The organism is Pseudomonas sp. P9_31 (genome assembly GCF_034008235.1).
Classification (GTDB): Bacteria; Pseudomonadota; Gammaproteobacteria; order Pseudomonadales; family Pseudomonadaceae; genus Aquipseudomonas.
The window spans coordinates 2,360,362-2,387,136 of record NZ_CP125375.1 but is presented as its reverse complement, the minus strand read 5'-3'; the positions used below and the strand labels follow the sequence as shown (position 1 = coordinate 2,387,136).

Sequence of the window (26,775 nt, the reverse complement as noted above, 5' to 3'; positions counted from 1 at the left end):
TCACTTTCCGGCACCTCATTAATCTGTGCTCACGGTGTTGCTGAGGCCTGAACCCCAGCGCCACAGCAGCCCGATCCCAAGGCATACAAAAACTCAAACGATCTAAAAAGGAATTGCACATGAACATCAAGAAAACCCTCGCCACTTCCGTCTTCGCCCTGTCCATCGGCAACGCATTCGCCGCCGGCAGCCCCGGTGTCGAACACAGCACCCAGGCCTTCCTCGATGCCCTCGCCGCCGGCGGTGGCAAACCGCTGGAACAGCTGAGCCCGAAAGACGCCCGCGCGGTGCTGACCGGCGCCCAGGCTTCGGTGAAGGTTGATCTGTCGGGTGTTGAAATCAGCGACAAGGCGATCAAGGTCGATGGCCAGACCATCAACCTGAAAGTGGTGCGTCCGGCCAAGGTCAAGGGCGAGTTGCCAGTGTTCATGTTCTTCCACGGTGGCGGCTGGGTATTGGGCGACTTCCCGACTCACCAGCGCCTGATCCGTGACCTGGTAGTGGGCTCCGGCGCAGTCGCGGTATACGTCGACTACTCGCCATCGCCGGAAGCGCACTACCCGACCGCCATCAACCAGGCCTACACCGCGACGAAATGGGTGGCCGAGCATGGCAAAGAGATCGGTGTCGACGGCAAGCGTCTGGCGGTGGCCGGCAACAGTGTCGGCGGCAACATGGCGGCGGTCGTGGCGCTGATGGCCAAGGAGCAGAATACCCCTGCCCTGCGCTTCCAGCTGTTGATGTGGCCGGTGACCAACGCGCAGTTCGACGACGGCTCGTACCAGCAATTCGCCGAGGGGCACTTCCTCACCAAAGGGATGATGCAGTGGTTCTGGGACAACTACACCACCAACCCGGCCGAGCGTGCGCAGATTCATGCCTCGCCGCTCAACGCCAGCGCCGAACAACTCAAGGGCCTGCCTGCCGCACTGGTGCAGACCGCCGAATTCGACGTGCTGCGTGACGAAGGCGAAGGCTACGCCCGCCACCTCGATGCGGCCGGTGTGCCGGTGACCTCGGTGCGCTACAACGGGATGATTCATGACTTTGGCCTGCTCAATCCGTTGAATCGGATTCCGGAAGTCAAAGCGGCGGTACGTCAGGCCGCGGCCGAGCTCAAGACGCATCTGAACTAAGTCCAACCGCTCGCCACACCCCAAGGTGTGGCGAGTTTTTTTGTGCCCGTCGGGGTGCAATCCATGAGCCTTTCACCGAGGCCGGTCGCATGGGGCCGAGCGAAGTCATGGGCGTTGAACAAGTTGCAGGCCGTGCGGCAGCAGAACAGTGGGCTGGCGTTGATGGCCAAACCGGCGCCGATCAGGAAAGGTGGATTTTGGGGATGGTTGCAGAGTCGTTAAACAACTGTCAGGTACCGACCTTGTGGGAGCGAGCCTGCTCGCGAAGAGGGAATATCAGTGACATTGATGTCATCTGACACACCGCTTTCGCGAGCAGGCTCGCTCCCACAGGTTTTGCACTTATTTGGCGGTAAATTTCGTGTAGCTATTGATCAGGTTGCGGTAGTTCGGCAGACGCTGGGACAGCAGGTTAGCCAGGCCTTCCATGTCGTTGCGCCAGTCGCCTTGCAGCTCGCAGGCCACGGAGAACCAGTTCAGCAGGTGTGCACCCGCCGCCGACATCCGCGCCCACGCCGCTTGCTGCACGGTGGTGTTGAAGGTGCCGGAAGCATCGGTCACCACAAACACTTCAAAGCCTTCAGCAATGGCCGACAGGGTCGGGAACGCCACGCAGACGTCGGTCACCACGCCAGCGATGATCAGTTGCTTGCGGCCGGTAGCCTTGATCGCCTTGACGAAATCCTCGTTGTCCCAGGCGTTGATCTGGCCTGGGCGCGCAATGAACGGCGCGTCCGGGAACTGCTCTTTGAGCTCCGGCACGATCGGGCCATTCGGGCCGCTGTCGAAACTGGTGGTGAGGATGGTCGGCAGGTTGAAGAACTTGGCGATGTCGCCCAAGGCCAGCACGTTGTTCTTGAATTCGTTGGGCGAGAAATCCTGCACCAGCGAGATCAGGCCGGTCTGGTGATCGACCAGCAACACAACGGCGTCGTCTTTGTTCAGGCGTTTGTATGGAACATTGCTCATGTGAAACTCCTCGGAGGATGGACGTTGCTCAGGGCGCCGACACGACAGGCCAGCGCTTTTTTGTAATCACTAAAAAGCAAAACATGAACAGCCAAATGCGCCCCAGAACCCCTGGAAATCGCTGACCGGCGCATTCGACAGACGCGCTCGTTCATGGCTGTGGGAATGCACCGCGCACGGTCCGCTGCAATGGTGAACCTGCGCCTGCATCGGTGAAGCCGGACGCCAGTGCCCTGGCACCTTGACCACCGGCGACCAGTCCGGCAGCACCGGCACGCCGGCAGGTCCGAGTTTTTCGAAATCGCCGGCGGCGTACACCACCTTGCCGCCGACTACGGTCAACACCGATTCGATCCACTTGATGGCTTCTTCCTCGACGCTGAAAAAGTCCGCGCTCAGCGTCGCCAGATCCGCCAGTTGTCCGACCTTGATCTGGCCTTTCTTGCCTTGCTCCGACGAGAACCAGGCACTGCCGTGGGTGAACAGTTCCAGTGCGGTCTGCCGCGTCAGGCCTTCTTCATACAGCGCCAGGCCACCGACAGTGCGGCCGCTGACCATCCAGTACAGCGACGTCCATGGGTTGTAGCTGGAAACCCGCGTGGCATCGGTGCCGGCACCGACCGGCACACCCTCGGCCAACATGCGCTTGATCGGCGGCGTGCTTTCAGCCGCCTTGCTGCCATAACGTTCGACGAAATATTCGCCCTGGAACGCCATCCGGTCCTGGATCGCAATGCCGCCACCCAGCGCCCTCACCCGCTCAATGTTTTGTGGGGTGATGGTTTCAGCGTGGTCGAAGAACCATGGCAAACCGTTGAACGGAATATCGCGGTTGACCTTCTCGAACACGTCGAGCATGCGGCTGATGGATTCGTTGTAAGTGGCGTGCAAACGGAACGGCCAGCGCTGCTCGACCAGGTGGCGAACCACCGGCTCCAGCTCCTGCTCCATGGTCTGCGGCAGGTCCGGACGCGGCTCGAGGAAGTCCTCGAAGTCCGCCGCCGAGAACACCAGCATTTCCCCAGCACCGTTGTGCCGCAGGAAGTCGTCGCCCTGATGCAACTTGACGCTGCCGGTCCAGTTCTGGAAATCGCTCAGCTCTTCTTTGGGCTTCTGGGTGAACAGGTTGTAGGCAATGCGGATGGTCAGTTGCTGGTCCTTGGCCAGCTGCTCGATCACCTGATAATCGTCCGGGTAATTCTGGAAACCACCGCCGGCATCGATCGCACTGGTCAGCCCGAGGCGGTTGAGTTCGCGCATGAACTGGCGGGTCGAGTTGACCTGATATTCCAGCGGCAGCTTCGGCCCCTTGGCCAGGGTCGAATACAGGATCATCGCGTTGGGCCGCGCGACCAGCATGCCGGTCGGGTTGCCGTTGGCATCACGCACGATTTCACCGCCCGGCGGGTTCGGCGTGTCGCGGGTGTAACCGGCCACTCGCAGTGCGGCACGGTTAAGCAGCGCGCGGTCGTATAAATGCAGGACAAACACCGGCGTATCCGGCGCCGCCTGATTGAGCTCTTCCAGAGTCGGCATGCGCTTCTCGGCAAACTGGAATTCGTTCCAGCCACCCACCACCCGTACCCATTGCGGTGTCGGTGTGCGGTCGGCTTGCTCCTTGAGCATGCGCAACGCATCGGCCAGGGACGGCACGCCTTCCCAGCGCAGTTCGAGGTTGTAGTTCAAACCGCCACGGATCAGGTGCAGGTGCGAGTCGTTGAGGCCGGGGATGACGCAACGGCCCTTGAGGTCGATGACCTGGGTGCCCGAGCCGCGCAGGGCCATCGCCTCTGCATCGTTGCCGACAGCGACAAAGCGCCCGTCCTTGATCGCAACGGCACTGGCCAGCGGTTTCTCCCGGTCTACGGTATGAAATTGGCCATTGAACAGAATCAGATCGGCGTTCATCGCAGTTCCTTCGTCATCAGTGAAATGAAGCAAAAAAGCGCCAGCTCAGCGCGGCGAATTTGCGTTGGATTCGAGGTGCTCCCGTGGCTGACTGGCCGTCAGCCACGGCGCAAACAAGCGAGTCGCGGCCGGCATGCACACGTACACCACCGACACCACGATGGTCAGGGTGATCAGGAACGTGGCGACCACGTAGTTGGAGAGAAAAGCGTTGAATTTGAGCAGCGGCCCCCAGAGCAGCGGCACCAGCAAGGTGTGCGGCAGAATCACCAGCAACGACACCACGGCCTGCTTCCAGCGCGGTGGCGGCGACGCGGCATCGGCCAGCGGCGCGAACCAGAATTCGTTGACCGGGTTGACCTCGGTCTGGTCGCCGTCGGCCAGCATCGACGCGGCTTCATCGATCAACGACTGACGTTGCGGCGAATCGAGCCAGTGCTGCATGGCCTCGGTGGAGCAAAAGCGCAACACGCAGGTGAACATGTCCAGGCCACCGTTCTTGCCGCGGATCACGTCCACGCCCAGATGTCCTTCCGTGCGCCCCGCTACGCTGACGATGTTGCGCAGCCAGGCTTCATAGGCTGCTTCGAAACCGGCCTTGACCCGGTGCTTGACGATCAGCGTCACGATCTCATCGGACCCCGGCGCTTTTTGAGTTCGGGCTTCAGGCATAACGGAGCACTCCGGGCAAACGGACATTGAGCGCCAGCCGTCCCGGCCCGGCGATAAACACACTGGTAAAGAGGATCAACAGCAGCCAGCCGAACTGCCCTTCGGCCACACTCCATTGCGGGTGCACGACCAGCAGCGCCACCAGCAGCACAAACAGAATAGGCAAGCACGCCAGGCGCACCAGCACCCCGGCGACAATCAGCAACGGGCACAGCACTTCGGCGAAAATCGCCAGGCTCAGGGTGAGGTGGGCACCGAGGTGGAACGGGTCTTCAATCAGTTGCAGTTGCGCACTGAAGTCCAGCAGCTTGGGCAAACCGTGCACCCACAGCAGAAACAGACCACCGCTGACCCACAGAAACAGCAGCCCGACATCCCGCGCCTGTTCATCCCGTTGCGAAGCGTTCATGGCTCACCCTTGTTCAATCACTGGCACTGAATAGTGCCGCCAAGGGGTAGGGAAAAATTGGATGTACGTGCTCTCTTTGCCCCAACACACTGGTCGCCCAAACAACACATCCCCTGTGGGAGCGAGCCTGCTCGCGATGGCGGCCTTCCGGTCAACAATGATGTTGCCTGACACTCCGTCATCGCGAGCAGGCTCGCTCCACAGGGTTTTGTGTGTGCTCACTACTGCTCAGGCACAAAAAACGGCCCGCAGGCCGTTTCGTATTGAATCCGGTCAGACGGCCGGGGCTGCCTTCAATTCCAGACTATCCAGCGCCCGATTCACCGCCAGCTCACCGAACATGATGAGCTGCGCGACGCCCAGTATCGTATTGCGCTGCGGCCCCTCCAGAAACCCGGCGCAGTCACTGGCGATCACCTTGGCCGAGGCAAAGGATTCGCAGGCATTGGCCAGTAGTTCTTCGATGTTGATGTCCGGGGCGACGGTGTAAATCGTGCTCGGTTTGCGCGGGGTATTGGGGTCGGACGGTTTGAGGTAGTGATCGAGAGCGCGCTCGGCGGCTTCGTTGAGTTTTTTGGGATCGAGGGGATCGTAGGGGGAAACGTCGTCGGTTTCTGGCGGGTTAGGTGTGGCTTTGAACATGGTGATGTCTCCGTTATACCTGATGGAACCACCAGTACCTGTCGCTAAACAAGTAAGGGTGGCGGCTGTACGCAGGTTAGCGAACCGAGAGGTATAAGACCCGGCAGACCCGAGGGCCTCCCGCGCACAGCCACCATATCGAAACTGCAGACATGGAATGCCTGCAATATGACGGAGCGTTGTTGCGCTTATACCTGTTCAAGTCGCTAAACCCGATCGCTGATTGGCAGCGATGCGGAAACGATAAAGACCAGGCCCAAAGCGCACAAGCCGGCGGATTCTGGCGCAGTCGTAGGCAACGGCGCAAGGATCTGTAGCTTTCAGGAAGTAACGCTAAACACTATTAAACACAGCCTTCGAATCAACACACATTCCCCTGTGAGAGCGAGCCTGCTCGCGATGGCGGCCTTCCAGTCAACAATGATGTTGTCTGACACTCCATTATCGCGAGCAGGCTCGCTCCCACAGGGGATTTCGGGTATATCCGCAAAATCGGGTCGGCCGTCAGGATCAAAAGATCGCAGCCTTCGGCAGCTCCTACGGTGCCGGTATTTTCAGGGGTTCGGACATGAACTGGCTGATCCGCGACCTCAACCAGCGCTCCGCAGGATCGTTGTCATGCACCCCGCTCCAGGCCATCGACAGTTGCGCGGCATCAATGGGGAACGGCGGATCTTCGGCGCGCAACGCACAGCCTTCGACCAACGCGCACGCGGCATAGTCCGGGACAGTGGCGATCATTTCCGTGCCAGCGAGCAACGCGCGCAAACCACTGAATTGCGGCACGCCGAGCACCACGCGGCGGGTGCGGCCGACCTTGGCCAGGTCGAGGTCGATGTTGCCGCTCAGGTCGCCGGAGAACGACACCATCGCATGCGGACGGGCGCAGTATTCGTCCAGCGTCAACGGCCCCGGGCGCTCATCGCCGCGCAGGACTTTGCAGGGAATGTCCCGCAGCTTCTTGCGCTTGGCATTGGCCGGCAAATCCGTGGTGTAGCTCACCCCCACCGAGATTTCCCCCGACGCCAGCAACGCCGGCATCAACAGATAGTTGGCGCGGCGCACCACGACCACGATCCCCGGTGCCTCTTCCTGCAATTGCCGCAGCAACGGCGGAAACAGCCCGAACTCGGCATCGTCCGATAGCCCGATGCGGAACACATCGCAGCTGCTGGCCGGGTCGAACTCCTTGGCGCGGCTGACCGCCCCCGAGATGGTGTCCATCGCCGGTTGCAGTTCCGTGAGAATCGCCAACGCCCGCGCCGTCGGCTCCATTCCACGACCGTTACGCAGCAACAACGGATCGTCGAACAAATCACGCAACCGCCCAAGCGCGGCGCTCACCGCCGGTTGACCCATGAACAGTTTTTCGGCGACCCGGGTCAGGTTCTTTTCGAACATCAGCGCTTCGAAAATCACCAGCAGGTTCATGTCGACGCGGCGCAGATCATTACGGTTCATAAGCACAATCCCATTGTGTTTTGGGCCAGGCACGAGGGCAGACGAGCGTCGTCTGACTTTACTCGAGACGCCCGTCCCGTTCGAGGAATTAACAACGTTTAACTCGCAAGCCAAAGCCCTCGCGACCAAGAATGAAGCCTTCTGCGCAGGCCTCTTTTTTTAGAATTTTTAGAAAAAGAAACGTGCTGACCCACCGTGCAGTGCACCCGCGCGCGCCCACCGACACGGACATTGGCCATGGCTCACATTCAGCAAAACGCGATCAAGGCGTGTGCCATTGAAACGCAAAAAAAACCCACGGGCGGCCTTAGCCCCTGGCGCGAAACACGGGTCAAACAACTGATCCTCGACCACCTCGGTGAAACCCTGGAAGTGACCGAACTGGCACGGGCCTGTGCCCTGTCGCGCAGTCATTTTTCCCGTGCGTTCAAGTGCAGTACCGGCCTCTCGCCGCAAGAGTGGATACGTCAGCAACGCATCGCACGGGCCAAGCAGTTGATCCAGGACACGGACCTGACCCTGACGCAAATCAGCCTGGAATGTGGCTTCTGCGATCAGGCACATTTCTCTCATATCTTTACTCGCAGCGAAGGCATCACACCGTTTGCCTGGCGCTGCCGGACCGTTCGTGCTCTTCCCTCTCTCAAGATCAAAAGATCGCAGCCTTCGCCAGCCCCCACGGGCGTTCACATAACCCTGTAGGAGCTGGCGCAGCCTGCGATCTTTTGATTTTGATCAGCCTTTGATAAACGCCAGCAGATCTCCGTTGAGTTGATCCTTGTGGGTATCGGTCAGGCCGTGCGGGGCTCCAGGGTAGACCTTCAATGTGGAGCCCTTGACCAGTTTTGCCGAGGCGATGCCCGAGGCTTCAATCGGCACCACCTGATCATCGTCGCCATGCACCACGAGGGTTGGCACGTCGAACTTCTTCAGGTCTTCGGTGAAGTCGGTTTCAGAGAACGCCTTGATGCAGTCGTACGCGTTTTTGTGGCCGGAGGCCATGCCCTGCAACCAGAACCAGTCGATCATGCCTTGCGAGGGTTTGGCGCCCGGCCGGTTGAAACCGAAGAACGGACCGCTGGCCAGATCCTTGTACAGTTGCGAACGGTCGACCAACGATGCCTGGCGAATACCGTCGAACACTTCCAACGGCAGGCCACCCGGGTTGGCCTCGGTCTTGAGCATCAGCGGCGGCACCGATGAAATCAGCCCGGCCTTGGCCACGCGACCAGTGCCGTAGCGACCGATGTAGCGCGCCACTTCGCCACCGCCGGTGGAGAAGCCGAACAGCACGGCGTTTTGCAGATCCAGATGCTCGATCAGCTGCGCGAGGTCATCGGCGTAGGTGTCCATTTCGTTGCCGAACCATGGCTGGCTCGAACGACCGTGACCACGACGGTCATGGGCGATGACCCGGTAGCCTTTGGAGGCCAGGAAGATCATCTGCGACTCCCAACTGTCGGCATTCAACGGCCAACCGTGGCTGAAGACGATCGGCTGACCGGTGCCCCAGTCCTTGTAGTAAATCTCGGTGCCGTCTCGGGTGGTAAAGGTGCTCATCATGATTCTCCTGATGCATGGGGTTTACGACGGTTAATCAGAGGTATGGGCCATTCGCTCGGCCAGGCGCGCCACCCGCTCGCCCAAATGTGCGGCGGTACGGCGGTCTTCCTGGGGGGGTGCAAATTCTGGGGATTGCTCGACGTTCGATTGGGCCATCGCCCCCAGCGAACTGCCGAGTCGATTCAACTGCCCGTCGAACACGCCGATGCTGCTGCGCGCCGGCAACAGGTCGAGGCCGACCCAGATCATCGAGTGCTGGGCGGCGAACACCGCCATCTGCAGCAAGGTGTTGAGCTTGTCGCCGCACAGGCAACCGGAGTTGGTAAACCCGGCAGCGAGTTTGTCGCGCCAGGGTTGCGCCAGGTAGAACGACGCGGTGGCTTCCATGAAGCCCTTGAACGCCGCCGAGGCGCTGCCCATGTAGGTCGGGGCGCCGAAGATGATTGCATCGGCACGGTGCAAGCGTTCCCAGTGCTCGTCCACTTCCTCCACCGGAATCAGCCGACTGGTGCTGCCCAAGTGCCGTTCCACTCCCAGGCCCACCGCTTCGGCCATGACCCGGGTGTGCCCGTAACCACTGTGATAGACCACCACCACGTTGCTCATTCCGGCTCCTCCAGAAGTGTTCGTCCTTTTGCGGCACGCTTTTTGTTGCACTTTCTGTTGCAAAAAGGCCGATACCTTCGGCTACTTGAAGAAATGGATTTTTGAGCGTAGACCGGACTTGGTACGAGTTAAACGTTGTTAATTTTCCACCGTACACCCATGACCCCGGCGCGCCCTCTACCCGCACTGCGGCCAATAAATACGGGACCACCACGCACTGACGGCAAGGCAACAACCGATGCACACGCCGAGAACGCGCCTGACGCTGCGTTGCGTTGCCGAAAAAACCTGAGGAATATGCCTGGATAGCGCGTGATAGACGGATGCAAGCAGGAGTGACCCGTTGACCCTTTCCCCCGAACAGGCCATCCATTTCGGCCCCTACCGGATCTACCCCGGACAACGCCTGGTGATGGAGGCCGACCAGCCCCTGCGCCTGGGCCGGCGGGCCATGGACATTCTGTTGATCCTGCTGGAGCACGCAGGCCAGGTGGTGAGCAAGCAGCACCTGATCGCCCGGGTCTGGCCGAAAAGCGTGGTGGAAGACATCAACCTGCGCGTACACATGGCGGCACTGCGCAAAGCCCTCGGTGACGGTCAGGCCGGCCAGCGTTACATCGTCACCGTCGCCCAGCGCGGCTACAGTTTTGTCGCACCGTTTTCCCTGGAGCCCATCGAACAACGCCCGCAAAACGACGCCAATGAACCAGGCGGCCATAACCTGCCGATCCGCCGGACCCGCATGATCGGCCGTCAGGCCCTGGTCGACAGCCTGTTGGCGCAACTCTCGCGGCAGCGTTTCATTACCCTCGTGGGCCCCGGCGGGATCGGCAAGACGACCGTGGCGCTGCGCGTCGCCGAGCAACTGATCGGTCGCTATCGAGACGGCATTCGCCTGCTGGACCTGGCACCGATCAACGACCCCTTGATGATCGGCGCACACCTGGCGACAGCGCTAGGCCTGTCGTTGCATGACGCCGAACCCATGAACGGGCTCGCCACGTGCTTGCGCGACCGGCAGATGCTGCTGGTCATCGATAACTGCGAACACTTGATCGATGCCATTGCGTTGCTCAGCGAAAGTATCCTGCGCACAGCGCCCCAAGTGCATATTCTGGCCACCAGTCGCGAAAGCCTGCGGGCCGAAGGGGAATGCGTGCAGCGCCTGGAATCGCTGGACTGCCCACCGCCCATCGCGGTCCTCGACCGCGCTCAGGCCCTGACGTTTTCAGCGCTGCAATTGTTTGTCGAGCGGGCGATGGCCAGCCACGACAGCTTCGAACTGAGCGAAGCCGAGCTGCCGCTGGCAATTGAAATCTGCCGTCGCCTGGACGGTATACCGCTGGCGATCGAACTGGCGGCGGCGCAAGTCGGCAACCTGGGCTTGAGTGGCTTGCTGTCACAACTGCAAGGCAGTTTTCGTCTGCTCGCCCAAGGCTGCCCGACGACCATGGGCCGCCATCAAACCCTGCGCGCCACACTGGACTGGAGCTTCGAACTGCTCAATGCCTGCGAGCAAACCTGCCTGCGCCGATTGGGGATATTCCGGGGCGGTTTTACCCTGGAATCGGCGGCCGCCGTGATTGTCGGCCAGTACATCGAGCCCGACGTGGTATTTGGCTCGATTACCCAATTGGTGGCCAAGTCATTGCTGAACGTGGAAGTCGGCGAAGAAGAAGTGTTCTACCGCCTGCTCGACACCACACGTGGCTATGCGCTGGAAAAACTCGACCAGGCCCAAGAGCTGGCGGACATCCGGGAGCGCCATGCCGAATGCTGCCTGGCCTTGATGCAGCAGGCGCAGAGCGATTGGGAACACACCCCGAGCGAGCGCTGGACCGAGCGTTACGCCCGCAACCTGGAAGACATTCGTGCGGCGCTCGATTGGGCCTTGAATACTCAAGGGTCGCAAGCGTTGGCCATCCGCCTTGCCGCGACCTCAACACCGCTCTGGCAGGAACTGTCGCTGCTCAAGGAGCACGGTGTGTATGTGCGCAAGGCCTTGGCGTTGCTCAAGGCAACAGACCATCCCTGCCCGCGTTTGAAAATGACCTTGAAGCTCGCCCTCGGCAGCTCCTGCTACCACACCCAGGGCGGTACCGCTGAAACCATCGAAGCGTTCGTCAGTGCCAAACGACTGGCCGAACACTGTAACGATATGGCCGGTCAGCTCAGGGCAATCTCGGGGCACATGGCGGTCAACCTCAGTTGTGGCCAGTACCAAATGGCCCTGGAGCAGAGCCGACAATTTGACTGTTTGGGACTGCACGGCGACGCGGTGTTATCCCTGAGCACTCACCGCTTGCGGGTCTTGGCCCTGCATTTTGCCGGGGATCAGGCACTGGCGCGGGAGAGTGCCGAGCAGGTCATTCAACGCCTGGCCCAGAGCGGCCACCTCAACCGCTTCACCCATGGCTTTGGCGTGCAGTACGACCAGAGCGTGGCGGCCCTGACGATTCTGGCGCGCATTCTCTGGTTGCAAGGGCTCCCGGAGAAAGCCTGGCACACCGCACGACAGGCGCTCGACATCGCGATGCAGATCAATCATGGCACGTCCATCTGCTACACCCTGGCGCTGTCCGGTTGCCTGATGGCCCATTACAACGGCAACGCGCCGGTCGCCCGCGAACTCCTGGCCTTGCTGCTTGAGCAGGCGAAGAAACACTCGGTGTTGCTGTTCTACACCTGGGCCAAACATTACGCGCAGGTGATCGACGTTGCCGATACGCCCTCGTCCCCGCGACCAGACACCGGGTTGGTCAAGGAAATCATGGTCACGCTGGACAGCCGTTTCATCGATGATGCGTTGCTGGAACGGGCCGAAAACGGCGCGGCGGGCTGGAGCACGGCGGAGATTCTGCGGGCCCGGGCCGACGCGTTACTGGCAGAGAATTGCCCGAACAGCGTCGACGCGGCCGAGGCGGTGCTGCTCAAGGCTTTAGCCGTGGCGAAAACCCAGGGAGCGCTGGCCTGGGAACTGCGCAGCGCCACATCACTGGCTCAGCTGTGGCAACGTCAGGGCCACTTGCGACAAGCCCATGAGCTGCTGGCGCCGATTTACCAGCGTTTCACCGAAGGCTTCGCCACACCGGACCTGATCAAAGTCCGGCGGCTACTCGACGAGCTGCAGCGCGACCTGCCTGCCTGAAGTCCGGTGAGCCGGACTGGTGTAGCGTTCATAACGCAGTTCGAAGGCGCGTAAATATCCGCTGTGTTCGAGCTTCTCCAGGGCGTAGGTGCGCGTGGTATTGAGGAAACGGTAGCGGGTCACACCGTTACCCTGCTCCACCGAGAGCAGCGATTTATTCGCCAGACTCTCCACCACGTTGACCAGACTCGCGGGCAGCAACATCGCGCCACTGATCACGCCAATCGCCGCGTCCAGGGTGAACGCCATCTTGAACACCGCCAGCCGCTGCAACACCATCTGCTCCAACGGGCTCAGCCGTTCATAGCTCCAGTCCAGTGCGGCTTTGAGATTCTGATGCCGTAGCACGGCGGTGCGTCGACCTTGGCTCAACAGCTGAAAACAGTTGCCCAATTGCGCTTGTAACCCCACCAGCGCCAGTGCATCGATCTGCGCCGCCGCCAGCTCAATGGCCAGGGGCAAGCCATCCAGCCGCCGACAAATTTTGCACACGGCCTTGAGATCCTGTTGGCGCAGGGCAAACCCTTGCTGACGGGCTCGGGCGCGGCTGACCAACAGCTGCACCGCTGAATACCCCATGGCCTCGGCCACGCTATAAATCGCCGACGCTGGAGGCACCGTCAGGGGTGGTAACCGCAGCAGCGTTTCCCCTGCCGCTCGCAGCGGTTCGCGACTGGTGGCGAGGATCGACAACCGAGGCGCCGAAGCCAGCAGATCGTCCACCACTGTCCGACAACGTTCGAGCAGATGTTCACAATTGTCGAGCACCACCAAGGCATGCCGTTGCGCCAACGCCTTTGCGCCGACGTCCAGTTCCAGAGTGCGTGACAGATGATCGACCAGCTGAGACGGGTCATCGAGGGCTGCCAGATCAACCATCCAGACACCATCCCGATAGTGCTGCAACAGCAACTCGGCCACGCGCAATGCCACGGTGGTCTTGCCAATGCCAGCAGGGCCGACCAGGGTCATGAAGCGTCGAACCGGTAACTGCCTGACCACGCTGCCGACGATAGAGTCGCGACCAGTCACCGCTGTCAGCCGCGCAGGCAAGTTGTGTTGAGGCTTGTGCAAGGTTTCGACCAGCACAGGAGTGCCCGTCCGGTCGTGCTGCACCGGGGCGATGAAGCTATAACCGCGTTGGGGAATATTAACGATGTAGGGCTGCCCGTTCGGCCCATCGCCGAGCGCTCGACGCAGGGCGGCAATGTGTACGCGCAGGTTGATTTCCTCGACCACCGAGGTCGGCCAGACGTGAGCAATCAGCGCCTCTTTGCTGACCACCGCACCGGCGTGCTCGACCAGCACCTGCAAAATTTCCAGGGCTCGCCCCCCCATGCGCAGCGGCCGATCACCGTCCAGGATCAGCCGCTGATGCAGGTGGAACGCGTAAGGCCCGAACCGCAGCACCGTGTCGCTGTTTATATTTCTGAGGCTGTTCATGCACGTTCATGCGCTGAAAACCTGGCCCGGTTCAAGGAACTGCAAGGTCCCTCGCCCCCGCCTATCCAGGCTCCCGCACCTCCTTGAAAAAGAGTTCACGGGTATCTTGGCAGGCATGGATGACCGTACAACGGCCACGGGAGGAGCATCACCGCCAACGCGGTGCGCACGACGGACAACAACGCGCTAACTGAACTGCTCGCGGTACTGGGTGGGGGTCAGGCCGAGCTTTTCACTAAACAGAAAGCGCATATGGCGCACGCTGCCGAAGCCACTTTTATAGGCCACGGTCTTGAGCGGCAGGTCGCTGGTTTCCAGCAGATTACGGGCGTGATCGATGCGCGCGCTTTGCAGGAACTCCATCGGTGTCATGTTCACTTCCCGGGCGAAAACCCTGGCGAAGTGCCGCGCACTCATGTTCACCAGACTGGCCATACGTTCGATGCCGAACGCTTCGTCGAGGTGTTCGAGCACATGGTTCTGCACCCGGGTAATCGGCGTTTCCTGTGGCGCCACCGCCGCCATCAACGGACTGAACTGCGCCTGCCCGCCCTGGCGTTTCATCACCACCAACAACACTTTGGCGACATCCTGGGCGACTTTCTTGCCGTGGTCCTGGGCAACCACCGCCAGCGCCAAGTCGATACCGGCAGTGACACCACCGGAAGTGATGAGGTTGCGGTCCTGCACGAAAATCTGATCAGTCTCGACGATGGCCTTGGGAAAGCCTTTGATCAGCCGTTCGGTGTAATGCCAGTGAGTGGTCGCGCGAAAGCCGTCCAGCAACCCGGCATGCCCGAGCACGAACGCGCCGGTGCAGATCGACCCGTATCGGTTCGCACGGCTGACCGCAGCCTGAAGCCAGTTGAGCAGCGGCGGATGCTTTTCGTTGTAGGCCCCCGGCCCGCCCGGCACCAGCAACACATCGTAGTGCGCGCTCGCCTGATCGATGTGCAGATCGGCCTGGACACTGACGCCGTTGGAGGCCCGCAATGCGCCCTGCTCGGTGCCGATGGTCAACAGCTCGTATCGGTCTGCCGGTTGCAGATAACGATTGGCGATGGAAAACACCTCCATGGGGCCGGCCATGTCGAGCAGGAGAAAGTCTGGGAACAACACCATTGCCACGGTTTTCATGGGTTCAAGGTCACTAAAAGAGTACGGATTAATATCACTGCGCCAAACACCAAACCCTTGTGGGAGCGAGCCTGCTCGCGATAGCGGCGGGCCGGTCGATATCGATGTTGAATGAAAAACCGCCATCGCGAGCAGGCTCGCTCCCACAGGTATCCCCCCCGACATTATGGCCGAGTGTAACAACAAGGATACGTGAACCTGCTCACACAACTGTCAACCTGCACGAGACAGTATTTCAATTCTCAGCTACTTATTGCGCATCAAGGTAAACATTAACCTTCTCCTCACTCGGACGAATTCACGTCCTGACAGGAGATTTCATCATGCTGACCCTTCGCAAAGCTTCGGATCGCGGCGCGGCCAATCACGGTTGGTTGAAGTCGCTCCATACCTTTTCCTTTGCCAACTACCGCAACCCACGGGAACAGGGGTTTTCCGACCTGTTGGTGATCAACGACGACCGTGTGGCCGCCGGCAAAGGCTTTGGCCAGCACCCGCACCGCGACATGGAGATTTTCTCCTACGTGCTCGAAGGCGCGCTGGAACACAAGGACACTTTAGGCACCGGTTCGGTGATCCGCCCCGGTGACGTACAACTGATGAGCGCCGGCAGTGGCGTGGCGCACAGCGAATACAATCACTCATCGACACGCCCGGTGCACTTCCTGCAAATCTGGATCGTGCCTGACGTCAGCGGCGCCAAACCGCGTTATCAGCAAGAGCATTTCAGCACCCAGAAAAAACGCGGCCGCTTGCAGCTGATCATTTCCCCTGACGGGGCCAACGGTTCGCTGAACGTCCGGCAGGATGCGCGAGTGTATGCCGGGCTGATCGACGGCAAGGAAAGCGCCACGCTGGAACTGGCTGCCGATCGCTACGCTTATGTGCATGTGGCGCGGGGCAGTGTCGAGCTGAACGGCATGCAGTTGCAGGAAGGCGATGGCGTACGGGTTCGCGAAGAACAGGTGCTGACCTTGAGCAATGGCGTGGACGCCGAGGTGCTGGTGTTTGATTTGCGGCCGCAGGAGTTGCCGGAAATGCCGTGAGCCCATTGTTCCAACTCGCAAAAAAAACGGCCTGACTAAGGCCGTTTTTTTGTGGGTTCTGATCGAGCGCCCACCCTGTGGGAGCGAGCCTGCTCGCGATAGCGGTGGGTCAGCCAATATTGATGCTGAATGTACTGTCGTCATCGCGAGCAGGCTCGCTCCCACAAGTTTGCGCACCTTAACTTGCCGATATTAGGGCGCCTAAATCGCCGCCCGCAATTCCCGTGGAGACAGGCCATAGTGTGAGCGAAAGCGCACGGCAAAACGTGAGGCCGAGGCGTAGCCGCTGGCACCGGCAATTTCACCGATGGGCCGGGAAGTGGTTTGCAACCATTGCAGCGCCGTCGCCAGTCGAACACTTTCCAGAATAGTCCTGAAACTGCTCCCCTCATTGGCCAGTTGGCGACGCAACGTCGATTCACCCAGGTTCAGGTGTTGTGCGACGCTCGCAACGGTCCAGTCGCTCTCAGGGCTGCCCATCAGCAATTGCTCCACACGTTCGCACAGTGGATCATTGCGCCCCATCAGCAGCGGTCCGGCCTGGCCGTTGAGGCCCAGGCTGAGCAGAACCGCTTCCCCATAGTGGGTGCGTAATGCATCCGGAGCGTTCGCATTGATGGCGGCCAATAACTGATCCCATGCCTGCGTCGTGTGCCTGTCCAGAGGCACACACAGATCTGTGGTCGGGGCACGGTGACCACTCAAGATCTGCCGGCCATATCGGCTGCTGAAGTTGCGCAGTGTCGAACCGGGAAAGGTCACGACATCAGCGATATAGTGACCATGAAGGCCGGGGAAGTTCGAGAGGCCAAGCTCGCGCCCGGCCGGCATCAGAATCAGATGTTGCGGCCCGGCGCGCATCTCCCGGTCATCCCATTGCAGCAGCTTTTCCCCCTGTCTCACTCGACACAGGGTGGTTGCGAATATCGGCACCCGTTGCAAGGTGTGAGGCTGCCGCGCCCGTATGACACACGCATCGATAATGTTTTCCCGGTGCTGGATGCCGTCACAAGGGCGCATTGCTCTTAACGTCCGTAAGTTGAAGTGATGGTCGCTTTGGCCAAGGCGTTGGCATTGAGCATGTAGCCCACCAAGGCGCCGCTGGCCTGGTTGTCGAGTGGTAGCTTATCGACTTTCAACGCCCATACGGTGAATTGATAGCGATGGGGCTTATCCCCTACAGGAGGGCAAGCGCCGCCAAATCCCGGTTGGCCATAATCGGTTCGCCCTTGTACTGCGCCGGCAGGCAGGTTCGAACCGACTCCGCTTGGCAAACTGCGGGTGGAAGCCGGTAAGTTGACCACGGTCCAATGCCACCAGCCGCTGCCGGTCGGCGCATCAGGATCGTAGACCGTGATCGCGTAACTTTTAGTGCCGGCCGGGGCGTTGGACCAGGACAATTCTGGAGACGTATTACCGCCTTCGCAACCGAAGCCCTGGAACACCTCTCGACTGGTGAGCGGGCGATTTTCAGCAATATCCTGGCTGCTCAGCGAGAAGTCGGCAGCGTGCCCAGTGAGGACAACCCCCATGGACAATGCGGATAGGATAATTCGGATGTTCATCGTGACCTCATCGGTGTCTTGGCATGAAGCACGAGTCTAGAGAGAGCAAAGGCTGATTACTGTGCCGAAATGCTCGACCATTGTGCCTGAACGCTCTCTCGATCCAGGCAAGCCCCGCCGGCTCAAACCGGTCCGAAAATATCCTTCATCGCCGCATGCTGCAGCAGCATGATGGTCTTGGCATCGCAAATCTCCCCGCGATAAAACGCCGCAAGGGCGTCGTCGAACGTCCACTCCAGCACTTCCAGTTCTTCGGTTTCTGCTTCCAGCCCACCGCCCTCGCTGACTTTCGAAGACGCGTCGTACTCGGCAATAAAGAAATGCAGTTTCTCCGTGACCGACCCGGGGCTCATGTACGCCTCGAACACCTTCTGCACATGGTGGACGCGATAGCCGGTTTCTTCTTCGGCTTCAGCGCGAATGCGCTCTTCAGGCGCAGCGCCTTCCAGCAGGCCCGCCGCTACTTCAATCAGCAAACCATCATGGCCATTGACGAACACCGGCAAGCGAAACTGGCGGGTCAGCACGACGGTTTTCTTCTCGCGGTTGAACAGCAGAATCGCCGCGCCGTTGCCACGGTCATACACCTCGCGGGTCTGACGCTGCCAGTCGCCGTTGTTGCGCAGGTAATCGAACGTGATTTTCTTCAGCAGGTACCAGTCGTGGGACAACACCTCGGACTCGATGATGTTGACCCGCTCGGCTGTGTTCGGCATGACAATCCATCCCTATTTTCGTCGGAAGGCGTACATGTTAGGCGAAAACAGATTTCTATGGTTTGGAGGGATAGAACAATCGTGGCGACCGGGATAGGCTCCGCATTCACCGCCATAAGGATGTAGCCCATGACCCTGCGAATTGAACTGTCGACAAACGCCACTCAGGAAGAGCGCGAAGCGATCCTTACCCCTTTGCGCGCCTACAACGCCTCAAAGGCTGGGCCCACGGTTTCAGAGCAGATTGCCTTGTTGGTACGCGATGACAACGACGAGATTCTCGGCGGGCTTTATGGCCGAGTGTTTTACCAGTGGTTTTTCATTGAGTTGTTGTCAGTGCCGGACCAGGCACGGGGACAAGGCCTGGGCTCGAAGCTGATGCTGATGGCCGAAGACCTGGCGCGGGAGAAGGAGTGCATCGGGATCTGGCTGGACACCTTCGACTTCCAGGCGCCGGAGTTCTACAAAAAGCACGGCTACAGCGAGCTAGGGCACATTGCCGATTACCCGCCGGGCCACAAACGCTTCTTTTTTCAGAAGCGTTTGGTGGATTTGTAACCTTCGATTTTCGGGGGTGCCACCAAAAGATCTTGCTTACAAACAGGTAGCCAACGCCGCCAATCGGCGCTTGGCGACAAAATCATCATGCTGCGCGTAGTAGCTCAACGCGGTGCCCGAGGCATCGCTGGTCACGTCCACGAAAGACTCGGCCGAACGGGTGTAGACCGTCGAACCGCCCTTCTTGCCCGGCTGCAAATACGCGCCCGCATCGACGCCGAACACCGCCTCGTCCTGCCAGGCAAACTGCACGCACTGGGCGACGACTTTTTCCGGTTTGTCCGAGGTCAGGGTTTTGTACGGGGTTTTGGTGCGGGCGTCGTTCATCGCCGATCCGGCGCAGCCCGCCAGCAAGGTTGCGGCCAGCGCCACCATCAGAATTCGCATTGCGTTCGCTCATCAGGAAAAAGCGGACTGTATCACCGTGGTGCGGCGTATCGTTCTGCTTTACTTCATTTATAACGCGACACCGCGCATCGATTCGCGCACCCTGTCGCGTTTCTCTCGCCGCATTGCCCGTTTTTCCGGGCCCATTTTTCTGGAAAGGCCATGACACCCAACGCCGAACTCTACAAACCCTCCACCGACTACGCCGACAAACTGATCAGCCAGATCGGTCAGACGCCGGCCTGGATCGCCAAGCGAATTGGCGTCACCGACAAGCGGATTCGTTACATTCTCGACGGTGAAAGAACCGTCAAAGGCGAAACCACACCGATCCAGATGACCTACCCCGAGCAATTTGCTCTCGAGTGTCTGGCCGCGGCTGCCAAGGCAAGCAAAAAGCAGTCTTCGTAATCCCCCTCAAGGAGTGACCATGGCGGCAACCGAACAGCAACACGAGCAGGCACTGAGAAAATTTCTCGATGAGCGGCCTGAGCTGCGCGTCGAACTGGACAACCTGAATCCACTGTTGGCCCAGGCCAAGGGCCAGACAGTAACGCAGTACCGCGACGAGCGCTTGCATGAAGCGTTCGAAGCCGAGGCGGAGCGCCTGGGTTTGTTTGCCTGGGAGCTGACGCTGCAACTGACCGCCGCCACACCTGAGGACTACCAGGCCCAACGCATGGAGGTGCACAAGGAGGTCGCGGAAATGGCCGGCATGGACTGGCTGGAGTATTGCGAGTTATATGGGTTGACCAAGTAACCGTCGCTACTCAAGGAAGCCGGAACATCATCTGGGGCTCAAGGCGCTGTTTGTCAGCGGGCTGCTGGCCGGGGCGCTGGGGGGGCTGTCGCTGAAGATTCCGCGGCGTTGGCAGTTGAGGTATATGCCGCGCTGATCGGGTTATCACATTCAGCATTGTGTTGCCTGACACTCCGCTATCGCGAGCAGGCTCGCTCCCACAGGGGTCTGTGGTGGATTTCAATGTTATGTACGACACAAATCCCTTGTGGGAGCGAGCCTGCTCGCGATAGCAGCGACTCGGTCTACGAGTAAACGCCCTTCGCCGCCCCGACGATAAAGCTTTATCATGGCCGCAGTTTTGCTGATCGAGTCCGTCATGAAATTCGCCATTGCGCTGTTTTCCGCCGCCCATGCGCCCTCCTCGCGCCGTGCCTTGCTGTTCGCCCAGGCCGCGCTGGCCGGCGGGCATGAGATTGTCCGGCTGTTTTTCTATCAGGATGGCGTCTACAACGCGTCTGGCAGCGTGGTCACGCCTCAGGATGAGCAGGACTTGCCCAAGCAATGGCGCACCTTTGTCACCGAGCATCAACTCGATGGCGTGGTCTGCATCGCCGCCGCCTTGCGCCGTGGAGTGTTGAACGAGGAAGAAGCCCAGCGTTATCAGCGTGAAGCGGTCGCGGTGGGTGCACCGTGGGAATTGTCCGGCCTCGGCCAGTTGCATGACGCGGTGCAGGACGCGGACCGCCTGATCTGTTTCGGAGGCGCGTGAGATGGCTAAATCCTTGCTGATTATCAGTCGTCAGGCGCCGTGGTCCGGGCCGAGCGCGCGGGAAGCGCTGGATATCGTGTTGGCCGGTGGCGCCTTCGATCTGCCGATCGGCCTGCTGTTCCTCGATGACGGCGTGTTCCAGCTCGCCGCGAAACAGGACGCCAAGGCATTGCAACAGAAAGACCTGAGCGCCAACCTGCAAGCCTTGCCGATGTTTGGTGTCGAAGACCTGTTCGTGTGCGGTGAAAGCGCTGCTGCCCGTGGTCTGGACCCTAAAGGTCTGTCGCTTGAAGAAGCCCAGGTGCTGGCCGCCCGGGAAATCACCGCCCTTATAGACCGTTACGACCAGGTGATCACCCTCTGATGTCGACTTTGCATGTGTTGTCTCATTCCCCTTTCGGCGACGACCGCCTGAGCAGTTGCCTGCGCGTGATTGGCGCCGATGATGCGCTGTTGCTGAGTGGCGACGCGGCCTATGCCTTGCAGCCAGGCACCGCACCGTTCAGCGTGCTGCACGCCCGCAACCTGAAACTGTTCATACTGGCCGAAGATGCTCAGGCGCGGGCTCTGCAAGTCCCGGACTGGGCCAAGGCCATCGATTACCCGGCCTTCGTCGAGCTGTCGATTCACTACGACAAGGTCAACAGTTGGCTATGAAATCCCTGACGGTGGGCACCCGCGCCATTGAACTGGACAAGGACGGTTTCCTGGTCGAACTGAGCGACTGGTCTGCCGAGGTGGCCACCGCCCTGGCCGCCGCCGAAGACATCGAGTTGAGCCCGGAACACTGGGAGATCCTTGAACTGCTGCGCAGTTTCTACGACGAATTCCAGCTGTCCCCGGCGACTCGCCCGCTGATCAAGTACACCGCATTGAAACTCGGCCCCGACAAGGGCAACAGCCTGCACCTGAACCGACTGTTCAAAGGCACCCCTGCCAAACTCGCCGCGAAACTGGCGGGCCTGCCCAAACCGACGAATTGCTTATGACCGACTCTCCAGCACTGACCCTCGAAACGCCCGCCGAGCACCCGTTCGCCCAGTTCGTGCGGATCCTTGGCAAAGGCAAACGCGGCGCCCGCAACCTGACCCGTGAAGAAGCCCGCGAGGCCATGGGCCTGTTGCTCGACGACAAGGTCGAGGACACCCAGCTCGGCGCGTTCCTGATGCTGTTGCGGCACAAGGAAGAAAGCGCCGAGGAAATGGCGGGGTTCACCGAAGCCTTGCGTGAACGCCTGAATCCACCGGCGCTGGCGGTCGATCTGGACTGGCCGACTTACGCCGGCAAAAAGCGTCACCTGCCATGGTATCTGCTGGCGGCCAAGTGCCTGGCGCAGAACGGCGTGCGCATCTTCATGCACGGCGGCGGCGCGCACACGGCGGGCCGGCTGTACAGCGAACAACTGCTCGAGACGCTGAATATTCCGCTGTGCCGCAACTGGCAGCAGACCGGTGTGGCGCTCGATCAGGTCGGTCTGGCGTTCATGCCATTGGTGGATTGGGCCCCGCAACTTCAGCGGATGATCGACCTGCGCAACACCCTGGGCCTGCGCTCGCCGATCCATTCCCTGGCGCGGATTCTCAACCCGCTGGGCGCCCGTTGCGGCCTGCAAAGCATTTTCCACCCCGGCTATCAGGCCGTGCATCGCGATGCCAGCGGCTTGCTGGGCGACACCGCCATCGTCATCAAGGGCGATGGTGGTGAAATCGAGATCAACCCGGATGCCGACAGTCACCTGTATGGCACCACCGGCGGCGAAAGTTGGGATGAAGAATGGCCGCAGCTGTCGACCCAGCGCCACGTCAAACCGGCGAGCCTGGATCCCGAGCATTTGAAAGCGGTGTGGCGTGGCGACGTGGTCGACAGCTACCCGCAAATGGCGTTGATCTCGACCATGGCCCTGGCCTTGCGCGGCCTCGGCCAGCCCCGCGAGCAAGCCTTCGAAACCGCCCAGCAGTACTGGGATGCCCGGGACAGATCGATTTAACCGATCATAACCGCCCAACCTTTGCGCTTTTTGTTCGAACCTATGCGCATAGACTCCTCTCCAACGCTTATCGGTTGAGGAGTTTTGAACATGGGTTTGTTAGTCGAAGGCCGCTGGCAGGATCAGTGGTACGAAAGCAAGGACGGCACGTTCCAGCGTGAACAGGCACAGCGTCGTAACTGGCTGACCGCCGACGGCAAGCCAGGCCCGACCGGCGTCGGTGGTTTTGCCGCCGAGGCCGGTCGCTATCATCTCTACGTATCCCTCGCCTGCCCGTGGGCTCATCGCACGTTGATCCTGCGCAAACTCAAAGGCCTCGAAAGTCTGATCGACGTGTCGGTGGTCAGTTGGTTGATGCTGGAAAACGGCTGGACCTTCGATAAAAACCTCGGATCAACCGGCGACAAACTCGATCACTTCAGTTTCATGCACCAACGCTATACCGCCGATACCGCCGACTACACCGGCCGCGTCACTGTGCCGGTGCTCTGGGACAAACATCTTGGACGTATCGTTAACAATGAGTCGGCGGAGATCATCCGCATGTTCAACAGCGCTTTTGATGAATTGACCGGCAACGACCTGGATTTCTACCCGGCGCCATTGCGGGCCGAGATCGATGCACTGAACGAGCGGATTTATCCAGCGGTGAACAACGGCGTCTATCGCGCCGGGTTTGCTACGTCGCAGCAGGCTTATGAAGAGGCGTTCGATGAGTTGTTTGGTGAGCTGGATCGGCTGGAGCAGCTGCTGGGCGCCAATCGTTACCTCACGGGTGAATACCTGACGGAAGCGGATATTCGGTTGTTCACTACGATGATTCGCTTTGATGCGGTGTACTTCGGGCACTTCAAGTGCAACCTGCGGCGAATTGCCGATTATCCGAATCTGTCGAACTGGCTACGGGAGATTTATCAGTGGCCGGGGATAGCCGAAACGGTGAGTTTTGAGCACATCAAGAATCACTACTACGGCAGCCACAAGACCATCAACCCGACCGGGATCGTGCCTAAAGGGCCGGCGCAGGATTTCACCGCGGCTCATGATCGGGCGCGGTTGAAGGGGAAAGGGGTTTGGCGTAAGGCCTGAGGTTCATGCAGGTTTCAAGGGCCTCATCGCGAGCAGGCTCGCTCCCACATTTGATCTGTGTCCGGCCATGAATCTGTGGCTAAACACGGTCCCCTGTGGGAGCGAGCCTGCTCGCGATGGCAGCGATGCGGTCCTCAGACCTGCGCCTGAGCCCCTTCAAACCACGCCAGTTTCTCGCGCAGTTGCACCACTTCCCCAACAATCACCAGCGTCGGCGCATGCACTTCATGTTCCGCCACCAGCCGTGGAAGGTCGGCCAGGGTGCCGGTAAACACCCGCTGATTGACCGTAGTGCCCTGCTGGATCAACGCCGCCGGGGTATCGGCCGCGCGACCGTGCTTGATCAACTGCTCGCAGATGATCGGCAAGCCCACCAGCCCCATGTAAAACACCAGGGTTTGCGCCGGCGCGACCAGGTCGGCCCACGGCAAATCGGTGGAACCGTCCTTGAGGTGCCCGGTGACGAACCGCACCGACTGCGCGTAATCGCGGTGAGTCAGCGGAATCCCGGCATACGCCGCGCAACCGCTGGCGGCGGTGATGCCCGGTACGACCTGGAACGGGATGCCATGGGCCGCCAGTTCTTCGATCTCTTCACCGCCACGCCCGAAAATGAACGGATCACCGCCCTTCAAGCGCACCACGCGCTTGCCGGCCTTGGCCAGATCCACCAGATGCTGGTTGATCTGTTCCTGAGGCACGGCGTGATCGGCGCGGCGCTTGCCGACGTAAACCCGCTCGGCATCGCGACGGCACAAATCCAGAATCGCCGGCGCCACCAGACGGTCATACAACACCACGTCAGCTTGCTGCATCAGGCGCAAGGCACGGAAGGTCAACAGGTCGGGATCACCCGGCCCGGCGCCCACCAGATAAACTTCGCCGGTGGCTACAGGGGCTTCGCCATTGATTTTCGCCAGCATCAAGCGCTCGGCCTCGGCGCCCTGCCCGGCCAGTTGCCGGTCGGCAATCGGGCCCTGGAATACATCCTCCCAGAACGCCCGGCGCTGCTGCACATCCGGGAACAGGCCTTTGACCTGGTTGCGGAAACGCGCCGCCAGACCGGCCAGCTGACCGTAGGTGGAAGGAATCCAGGTTTCCAGCTTGGCGCGAATCAACCGCGCCAGCACCGGTGCATCGCCGCCACTGGACACGGCGATGATCAGCGGCGAACGGTCGACGATCGCCGGGAAGATCACGCTGCACAGGGCCGGCGCGTCTACCACGTTGACCGGCACGCAACGCCGATGGGCATCGACGGAGACTTGCGCGTTCAGCGGCTCGTCGTCGGTGGCGGCGATGATCAGCCCGCAACCGTCCAGATCCGCCTCGACGTAGCCCCGCAACAGGCACTCGCCGCCGCTGCCGGCCACCAGCTCACGCAATTGCGGTTCGATTTCGGGCGCGACCACTCGCAGCAGCGCACCGGCCTCGGCCAGCAGGCGGGATTTGCGCAAGGCAATCTCCCCTCCACCGACGACCAACACACGACTGCCGCGAAGGTTATGAAACAGCGGCAGATAGTCCATTTAGCCGATGACCTCAAGGCCACCCATGTACGGTTTCAGTACGTCTGGCACACGGATCGAACCGTCGGCCTGCTGGTAGTTTTCCAGCACCGCCACCAGGGTACGACCGACCGCCAGGCCGGAACCGTTGAGGGTGTGAACCAATTCAGGCTTGCCGGTTTCCGGGTTACGGAAACGCGCTTGCATGCGGCGGGCCTGGAAATCGCCACAGTTGGAGCACGACGAAATCTCGCGGTACTTGTCCTGGCTCGGAATCCACACTTCCAGGTCGTAGGTCTTGATCGCGCTGAAGCCCATGTCGCCAGTGCACAGCGCCAGGGTACGGTATGGCAGCTCCAGCAGTTGCAGGACCTTTTCGGCGTTGGCGGTCAGGTTTTCCAGCGCTTGCATCGAGGTCGACGGTTCAACGATCTGGACCATCTCGACCTTGTCGAACTGGTGCTGACGGATCATGCCGCGAGTGTCGCGACCCGATGCACCGGCCTCGCTGCGGAAGCACGGCGTGTGTGCCACGAATTTGATCGGCAGCAGTTTCGAATCGACGATCTCGCCAGCCACGATGTTGGTCAGCGACACTTCAGCGGTCGGGATCAAGTACAGATCGGCTTCGCCTTCGCGACTGATCTTGAACAGGTCTTCTTCGAACTTCGGCAACTGACCGGTGCCCTGCAACGCAGGGGCCTGCACCAGGTACGGGGTGTAAGCCTCTTCGTAACCGTGTTCGTTGATGTGCAGGTTGATCATGAACTGTGCCAGCGCACGGTGCAGACGCGCAATCGGGCCGCGCAGCAGGGCGAAACGGGCGCCGGACAGCTTGGCGGCGGTTTCGAAGTCCAGCCAGCCGAACTTCTCGCCCAGGGCCACGTGGTCCTGAACCGGGAAGTCGAAAGCCTTCGGCGTGCCCCAACGGCGCACTTCAACGTTGCCTTCTTCGTCATCGCCGACCGGCACCGATTCATGCGGCAGGTTCGGAATGCCCAGCAGGATCGAATCCAGCTCGGTCTGGATCGTGTCCAGCTCGACTTTACCGGCGCTCAACTCGCCCGCCATGCGCTCGACGTCCGCCATCAGCGGCGCGATGTCTTCGCCGCGCTGCTTGGCCTGACCGATGGATTTGGAGCGCGCATTACGTTCAGCCTGCAGAGCTTCGGTGCGGGTCTGGACGGTCTTGCGCTGTTCTTCCAGCGCTTCGATGCGCACGACATCCAGAGCAAAGCCACGGGATGCCAGGCGGTCCGCTACGTCCTGAAGGTTGCTACGTAACAGTTTGGAATCGAGCATGTCGGTTTCTCG

29 protein-coding genes and 1 pseudogene are annotated in these 26,775 nt (G+C 60.5%); 14 read left to right on the top strand and 16 right to left on the bottom strand.

Features of this window, described 5'->3' with window-relative positions; all coding sequences use genetic code 11:
- Positions 1 to 119: 119 nt before the first annotated feature.
- Positions 120 to 1,136 carry an alpha/beta hydrolase gene (locus QMK51_RS10730; RefSeq protein ID WP_320394000.1) on the top strand — a complete coding sequence of 339 codons (1,017 nt, stop codon included), beginning with the start codon at positions 120 to 122 and terminating at the stop codon, positions 1,134 to 1,136.
- A 342-nt stretch (positions 1,137 to 1,478) separates the two neighbouring features.
- Here QMK51_RS10730 and ycaC read toward each other — a convergent pair whose 3' ends face one another.
- The 6 genes from ycaC to QMK51_RS10700 all read right to left on the bottom strand — a co-directional run bounded on the left by ycaC (position 1,479) and on the right by QMK51_RS10700 (position 7,197).
- Positions 1,479 to 2,105 carry an isochorismate family cysteine hydrolase YcaC gene (ycaC, locus tag QMK51_RS10725; protein ID WP_008073343.1) on the bottom strand — a complete coding sequence of 209 codons (627 nt, stop codon included), beginning with the start codon at positions 2,103 to 2,105 and terminating at the stop codon, positions 1,479 to 1,481.
- A gap of 69 nt (positions 2,106 to 2,174) precedes the next feature.
- Positions 2,175 to 4,013 carry an amidohydrolase gene (locus QMK51_RS10720; RefSeq protein ID WP_320393999.1) on the bottom strand — a complete coding sequence of 613 codons (1,839 nt, stop codon included), beginning with the start codon at positions 4,011 to 4,013 and terminating at the stop codon, positions 2,175 to 2,177.
- 45 nt (positions 4,014 to 4,058) lie between these two features.
- Positions 4,059 to 4,685, bottom strand: a complete 627-nt coding sequence (locus tag QMK51_RS10715) for an antibiotic biosynthesis monooxygenase (protein ID WP_258700070.1) — start codon at positions 4,683 to 4,685, stop codon at positions 4,059 to 4,061.
- The gene (locus QMK51_RS10710; RefSeq protein ID WP_320393998.1) at positions 4,678 to 5,094 is read right to left on the bottom strand and encodes a DoxX family protein; all 417 of its coding nucleotides are present in this window, start codon (positions 5,092 to 5,094) and stop codon (positions 4,678 to 4,680) included. Before QMK51_RS10710 ends, QMK51_RS10715 begins: the two co-directional genes overlap by 8 nt.
- A gap of 273 nt (positions 5,095 to 5,367) precedes the next feature.
- Positions 5,368 to 5,736 carry a DUF6124 family protein gene (locus tag QMK51_RS10705; protein ID WP_320393997.1) on the bottom strand — a complete coding sequence of 123 codons (369 nt, stop codon included), beginning with the start codon at positions 5,734 to 5,736 and terminating at the stop codon, positions 5,368 to 5,370.
- Positions 5,737 to 6,273: 537 nt separating this feature from the next.
- Entirely contained in the window at positions 6,274 to 7,197 is a 924-nt protein-coding gene (locus tag QMK51_RS10700) for a LysR family transcriptional regulator (RefSeq protein WP_320393996.1), read from the bottom strand.
- Positions 7,198 to 7,434: 237 nt separating this feature from the next.
- On the opposite strand from QMK51_RS10700, the gene QMK51_RS10695 reads away from it, so the two are divergent.
- Positions 7,435 to 7,899, top strand: coding sequence for an AraC family transcriptional regulator (locus QMK51_RS10695; RefSeq protein WP_320393995.1), 465 nt, complete (start codon positions 7,435 to 7,437; stop codon positions 7,897 to 7,899).
- Positions 7,900 to 7,932: 33 nt separating this feature from the next.
- Here the strand turns inward: QMK51_RS10695 and QMK51_RS10690 are convergent, their stop codons facing one another.
- Together QMK51_RS10690 and QMK51_RS10685 are read right to left on the bottom strand one after the other, a co-directional pair.
- Positions 7,933 to 8,757, bottom strand: coding sequence for an alpha/beta hydrolase (locus tag QMK51_RS10690; protein WP_320393994.1), 825 nt, complete (start codon positions 8,755 to 8,757; stop codon positions 7,933 to 7,935).
- 33 nt (positions 8,758 to 8,790) lie between these two features.
- Positions 8,791 to 9,366 carry a flavodoxin family protein gene (locus QMK51_RS10685; RefSeq protein WP_258700064.1) on the bottom strand — a complete coding sequence of 192 codons (576 nt, stop codon included), beginning with the start codon at positions 9,364 to 9,366 and terminating at the stop codon, positions 8,791 to 8,793.
- Between the two features lie 343 nt (positions 9,367 to 9,709).
- On the opposite strand from QMK51_RS10685, the gene QMK51_RS10680 reads away from it, so the two are divergent.
- Complete coding sequence (locus QMK51_RS10680) at positions 9,710 to 12,514, top strand: ATP-binding protein (protein WP_258700063.1); 2,805 nt, start codon at positions 9,710 to 9,712, stop codon at positions 12,512 to 12,514.
- Here the strand turns inward: QMK51_RS10680 and QMK51_RS10675 are convergent.
- Positions 12,479 to 13,957, bottom strand: a complete 1,479-nt coding sequence (locus QMK51_RS10675) for an ATP-binding protein (RefSeq protein ID WP_320393993.1) — start codon at positions 13,955 to 13,957, stop codon at positions 12,479 to 12,481. The two genes, QMK51_RS10680 and QMK51_RS10675, sit on opposite strands and share 36 nt — an antisense overlap.
- Before the next feature lie 186 nt (positions 13,958 to 14,143).
- Positions 14,144 to 15,094 (bottom strand): GlxA family transcriptional regulator, encoded by a 951-nt coding sequence (locus tag QMK51_RS10670; RefSeq protein ID WP_258700061.1) that lies wholly within the window; start codon positions 15,092 to 15,094, stop codon positions 14,144 to 14,146.
- 323 nt (positions 15,095 to 15,417) lie between these two features.
- On the opposite strand from QMK51_RS10670, the gene QMK51_RS10665 reads away from it, so the two are divergent.
- On the top strand, positions 15,418 to 16,140 hold the full coding sequence (locus QMK51_RS10665) for a pirin family protein (RefSeq protein ID WP_320393992.1): 723 nt from the start codon (positions 15,418 to 15,420) through the stop codon (positions 16,138 to 16,140).
- Between the two features lie 201 nt (positions 16,141 to 16,341).
- On the opposite strand, the gene QMK51_RS10660 is transcribed toward QMK51_RS10665, so the two are convergent.
- The 3 genes from QMK51_RS10660 to QMK51_RS10650 all read right to left on the bottom strand — a co-directional run bounded on the left by QMK51_RS10660 (position 16,342) and on the right by QMK51_RS10650 (position 18,421).
- Positions 16,342 to 17,160 carry a helix-turn-helix transcriptional regulator gene (locus tag QMK51_RS10660; protein ID WP_320393991.1) on the bottom strand — a complete coding sequence of 273 codons (819 nt, stop codon included), beginning with the start codon at positions 17,158 to 17,160 and terminating at the stop codon, positions 16,342 to 16,344.
- Positions 17,161 to 17,165: 5 nt separating this feature from the next.
- Entirely contained in the window at positions 17,166 to 17,705 is a 540-nt protein-coding gene (locus tag QMK51_RS10655; RefSeq protein WP_258700058.1) for a kinase inhibitor, read from the bottom strand.
- Between the two features lie 122 nt (positions 17,706 to 17,827).
- A complete protein-coding gene (locus QMK51_RS10650; RefSeq protein ID WP_320393990.1) occupies positions 17,828 to 18,421 on the bottom strand; it encodes an NUDIX domain-containing protein in 594 nt (197 codons plus the stop codon).
- A 129-nt stretch (positions 18,422 to 18,550) separates the two neighbouring features.
- On the opposite strand from QMK51_RS10650, the gene QMK51_RS10645 reads away from it, so the two are divergent.
- Positions 18,551 to 18,979 carry a GNAT family N-acetyltransferase gene (locus QMK51_RS10645; protein ID WP_258700056.1) on the top strand — a complete coding sequence of 143 codons (429 nt, stop codon included), beginning with the start codon at positions 18,551 to 18,553 and terminating at the stop codon, positions 18,977 to 18,979.
- A 36-nt stretch (positions 18,980 to 19,015) separates the two neighbouring features.
- On the opposite strand, the gene QMK51_RS10640 is transcribed toward QMK51_RS10645, so the two are convergent.
- Entirely contained in the window at positions 19,016 to 19,366 is a 351-nt protein-coding gene (locus tag QMK51_RS10640; protein ID WP_007941140.1) for a hypothetical protein, read from the bottom strand.
- 162 nt (positions 19,367 to 19,528) lie between these two features.
- On the opposite strand from QMK51_RS10640, the gene QMK51_RS10635 reads away from it, so the two are divergent.
- From QMK51_RS10635 to QMK51_RS10595, 9 genes and pseudogenes are all read left to right on the top strand, one after another.
- Positions 19,529 to 19,777, top strand: coding sequence for a hypothetical protein (locus tag QMK51_RS10635; RefSeq protein ID WP_320393989.1), 249 nt, complete (start codon positions 19,529 to 19,531; stop codon positions 19,775 to 19,777).
- 19 nt (positions 19,778 to 19,796) lie between these two features.
- Positions 19,797 to 20,126 carry a DUF6388 family protein gene (locus QMK51_RS10630; RefSeq protein WP_258700053.1) on the top strand — a complete coding sequence of 110 codons (330 nt, stop codon included), beginning with the start codon at positions 19,797 to 19,799 and terminating at the stop codon, positions 20,124 to 20,126.
- Between the two features lie 22 nt (positions 20,127 to 20,148).
- Positions 20,149 to 20,262: pseudogene (locus QMK51_RS10625) on the top strand (DUF1275 domain-containing protein); the annotation flags it as partial.
- Positions 20,263 to 20,484: 222 nt separating this feature from the next.
- The gene (gene tusD / locus QMK51_RS10620; RefSeq protein ID WP_026286366.1) at positions 20,485 to 20,877 is read left to right on the top strand and encodes a sulfurtransferase complex subunit TusD; all 393 of its coding nucleotides are present in this window, start codon (positions 20,485 to 20,487) and stop codon (positions 20,875 to 20,877) included.
- Position 20,878: 1 nt separating this feature from the next.
- Positions 20,879 to 21,241, top strand: coding sequence for a sulfurtransferase complex subunit TusC (gene tusC, locus QMK51_RS10615; protein WP_320393988.1), 363 nt, complete (start codon positions 20,879 to 20,881; stop codon positions 21,239 to 21,241).
- Positions 21,241 to 21,534, top strand: coding sequence for a sulfurtransferase complex subunit TusB (gene tusB, locus QMK51_RS10610; protein ID WP_258700051.1), 294 nt, complete (start codon positions 21,241 to 21,243; stop codon positions 21,532 to 21,534). Before tusC ends, tusB begins: the two co-directional genes overlap by 1 nt.
- Entirely contained in the window at positions 21,531 to 21,866 is a 336-nt protein-coding gene (locus tag QMK51_RS10605) for a TusE/DsrC/DsvC family sulfur relay protein (protein ID WP_320393987.1), read from the top strand. The genes tusB and QMK51_RS10605 overlap by 4 nt, the downstream gene beginning before the upstream one ends.
- Positions 21,863 to 22,864, top strand: a complete 1,002-nt coding sequence (locus QMK51_RS10600; protein ID WP_320393986.1) for a glycosyl transferase family protein — start codon at positions 21,863 to 21,865, stop codon at positions 22,862 to 22,864. Before QMK51_RS10605 ends, QMK51_RS10600 begins: the two co-directional genes overlap by 4 nt.
- A 90-nt stretch (positions 22,865 to 22,954) precedes the next feature.
- Complete coding sequence (locus QMK51_RS10595; protein ID WP_320393985.1) at positions 22,955 to 23,953, top strand: glutathione S-transferase family protein; 999 nt, start codon at positions 22,955 to 22,957, stop codon at positions 23,951 to 23,953.
- 134 nt (positions 23,954 to 24,087) lie between these two features.
- Here the strand turns inward: QMK51_RS10595 and cysG are convergent, their stop codons facing one another.
- Both cysG and serS read right to left on the bottom strand, forming a co-directional pair.
- Complete coding sequence (cysG, locus tag QMK51_RS10590) at positions 24,088 to 25,482, bottom strand: siroheme synthase CysG (protein ID WP_320393984.1); 1,395 nt, start codon at positions 25,480 to 25,482, stop codon at positions 24,088 to 24,090.
- A complete protein-coding gene (gene serS, locus QMK51_RS10585; protein WP_320393983.1) occupies positions 25,483 to 26,763 on the bottom strand; it encodes a serine--tRNA ligase in 1,281 nt (426 codons plus the stop codon).
- Positions 26,764 to 26,775: the final 12 nt, after the last annotated feature.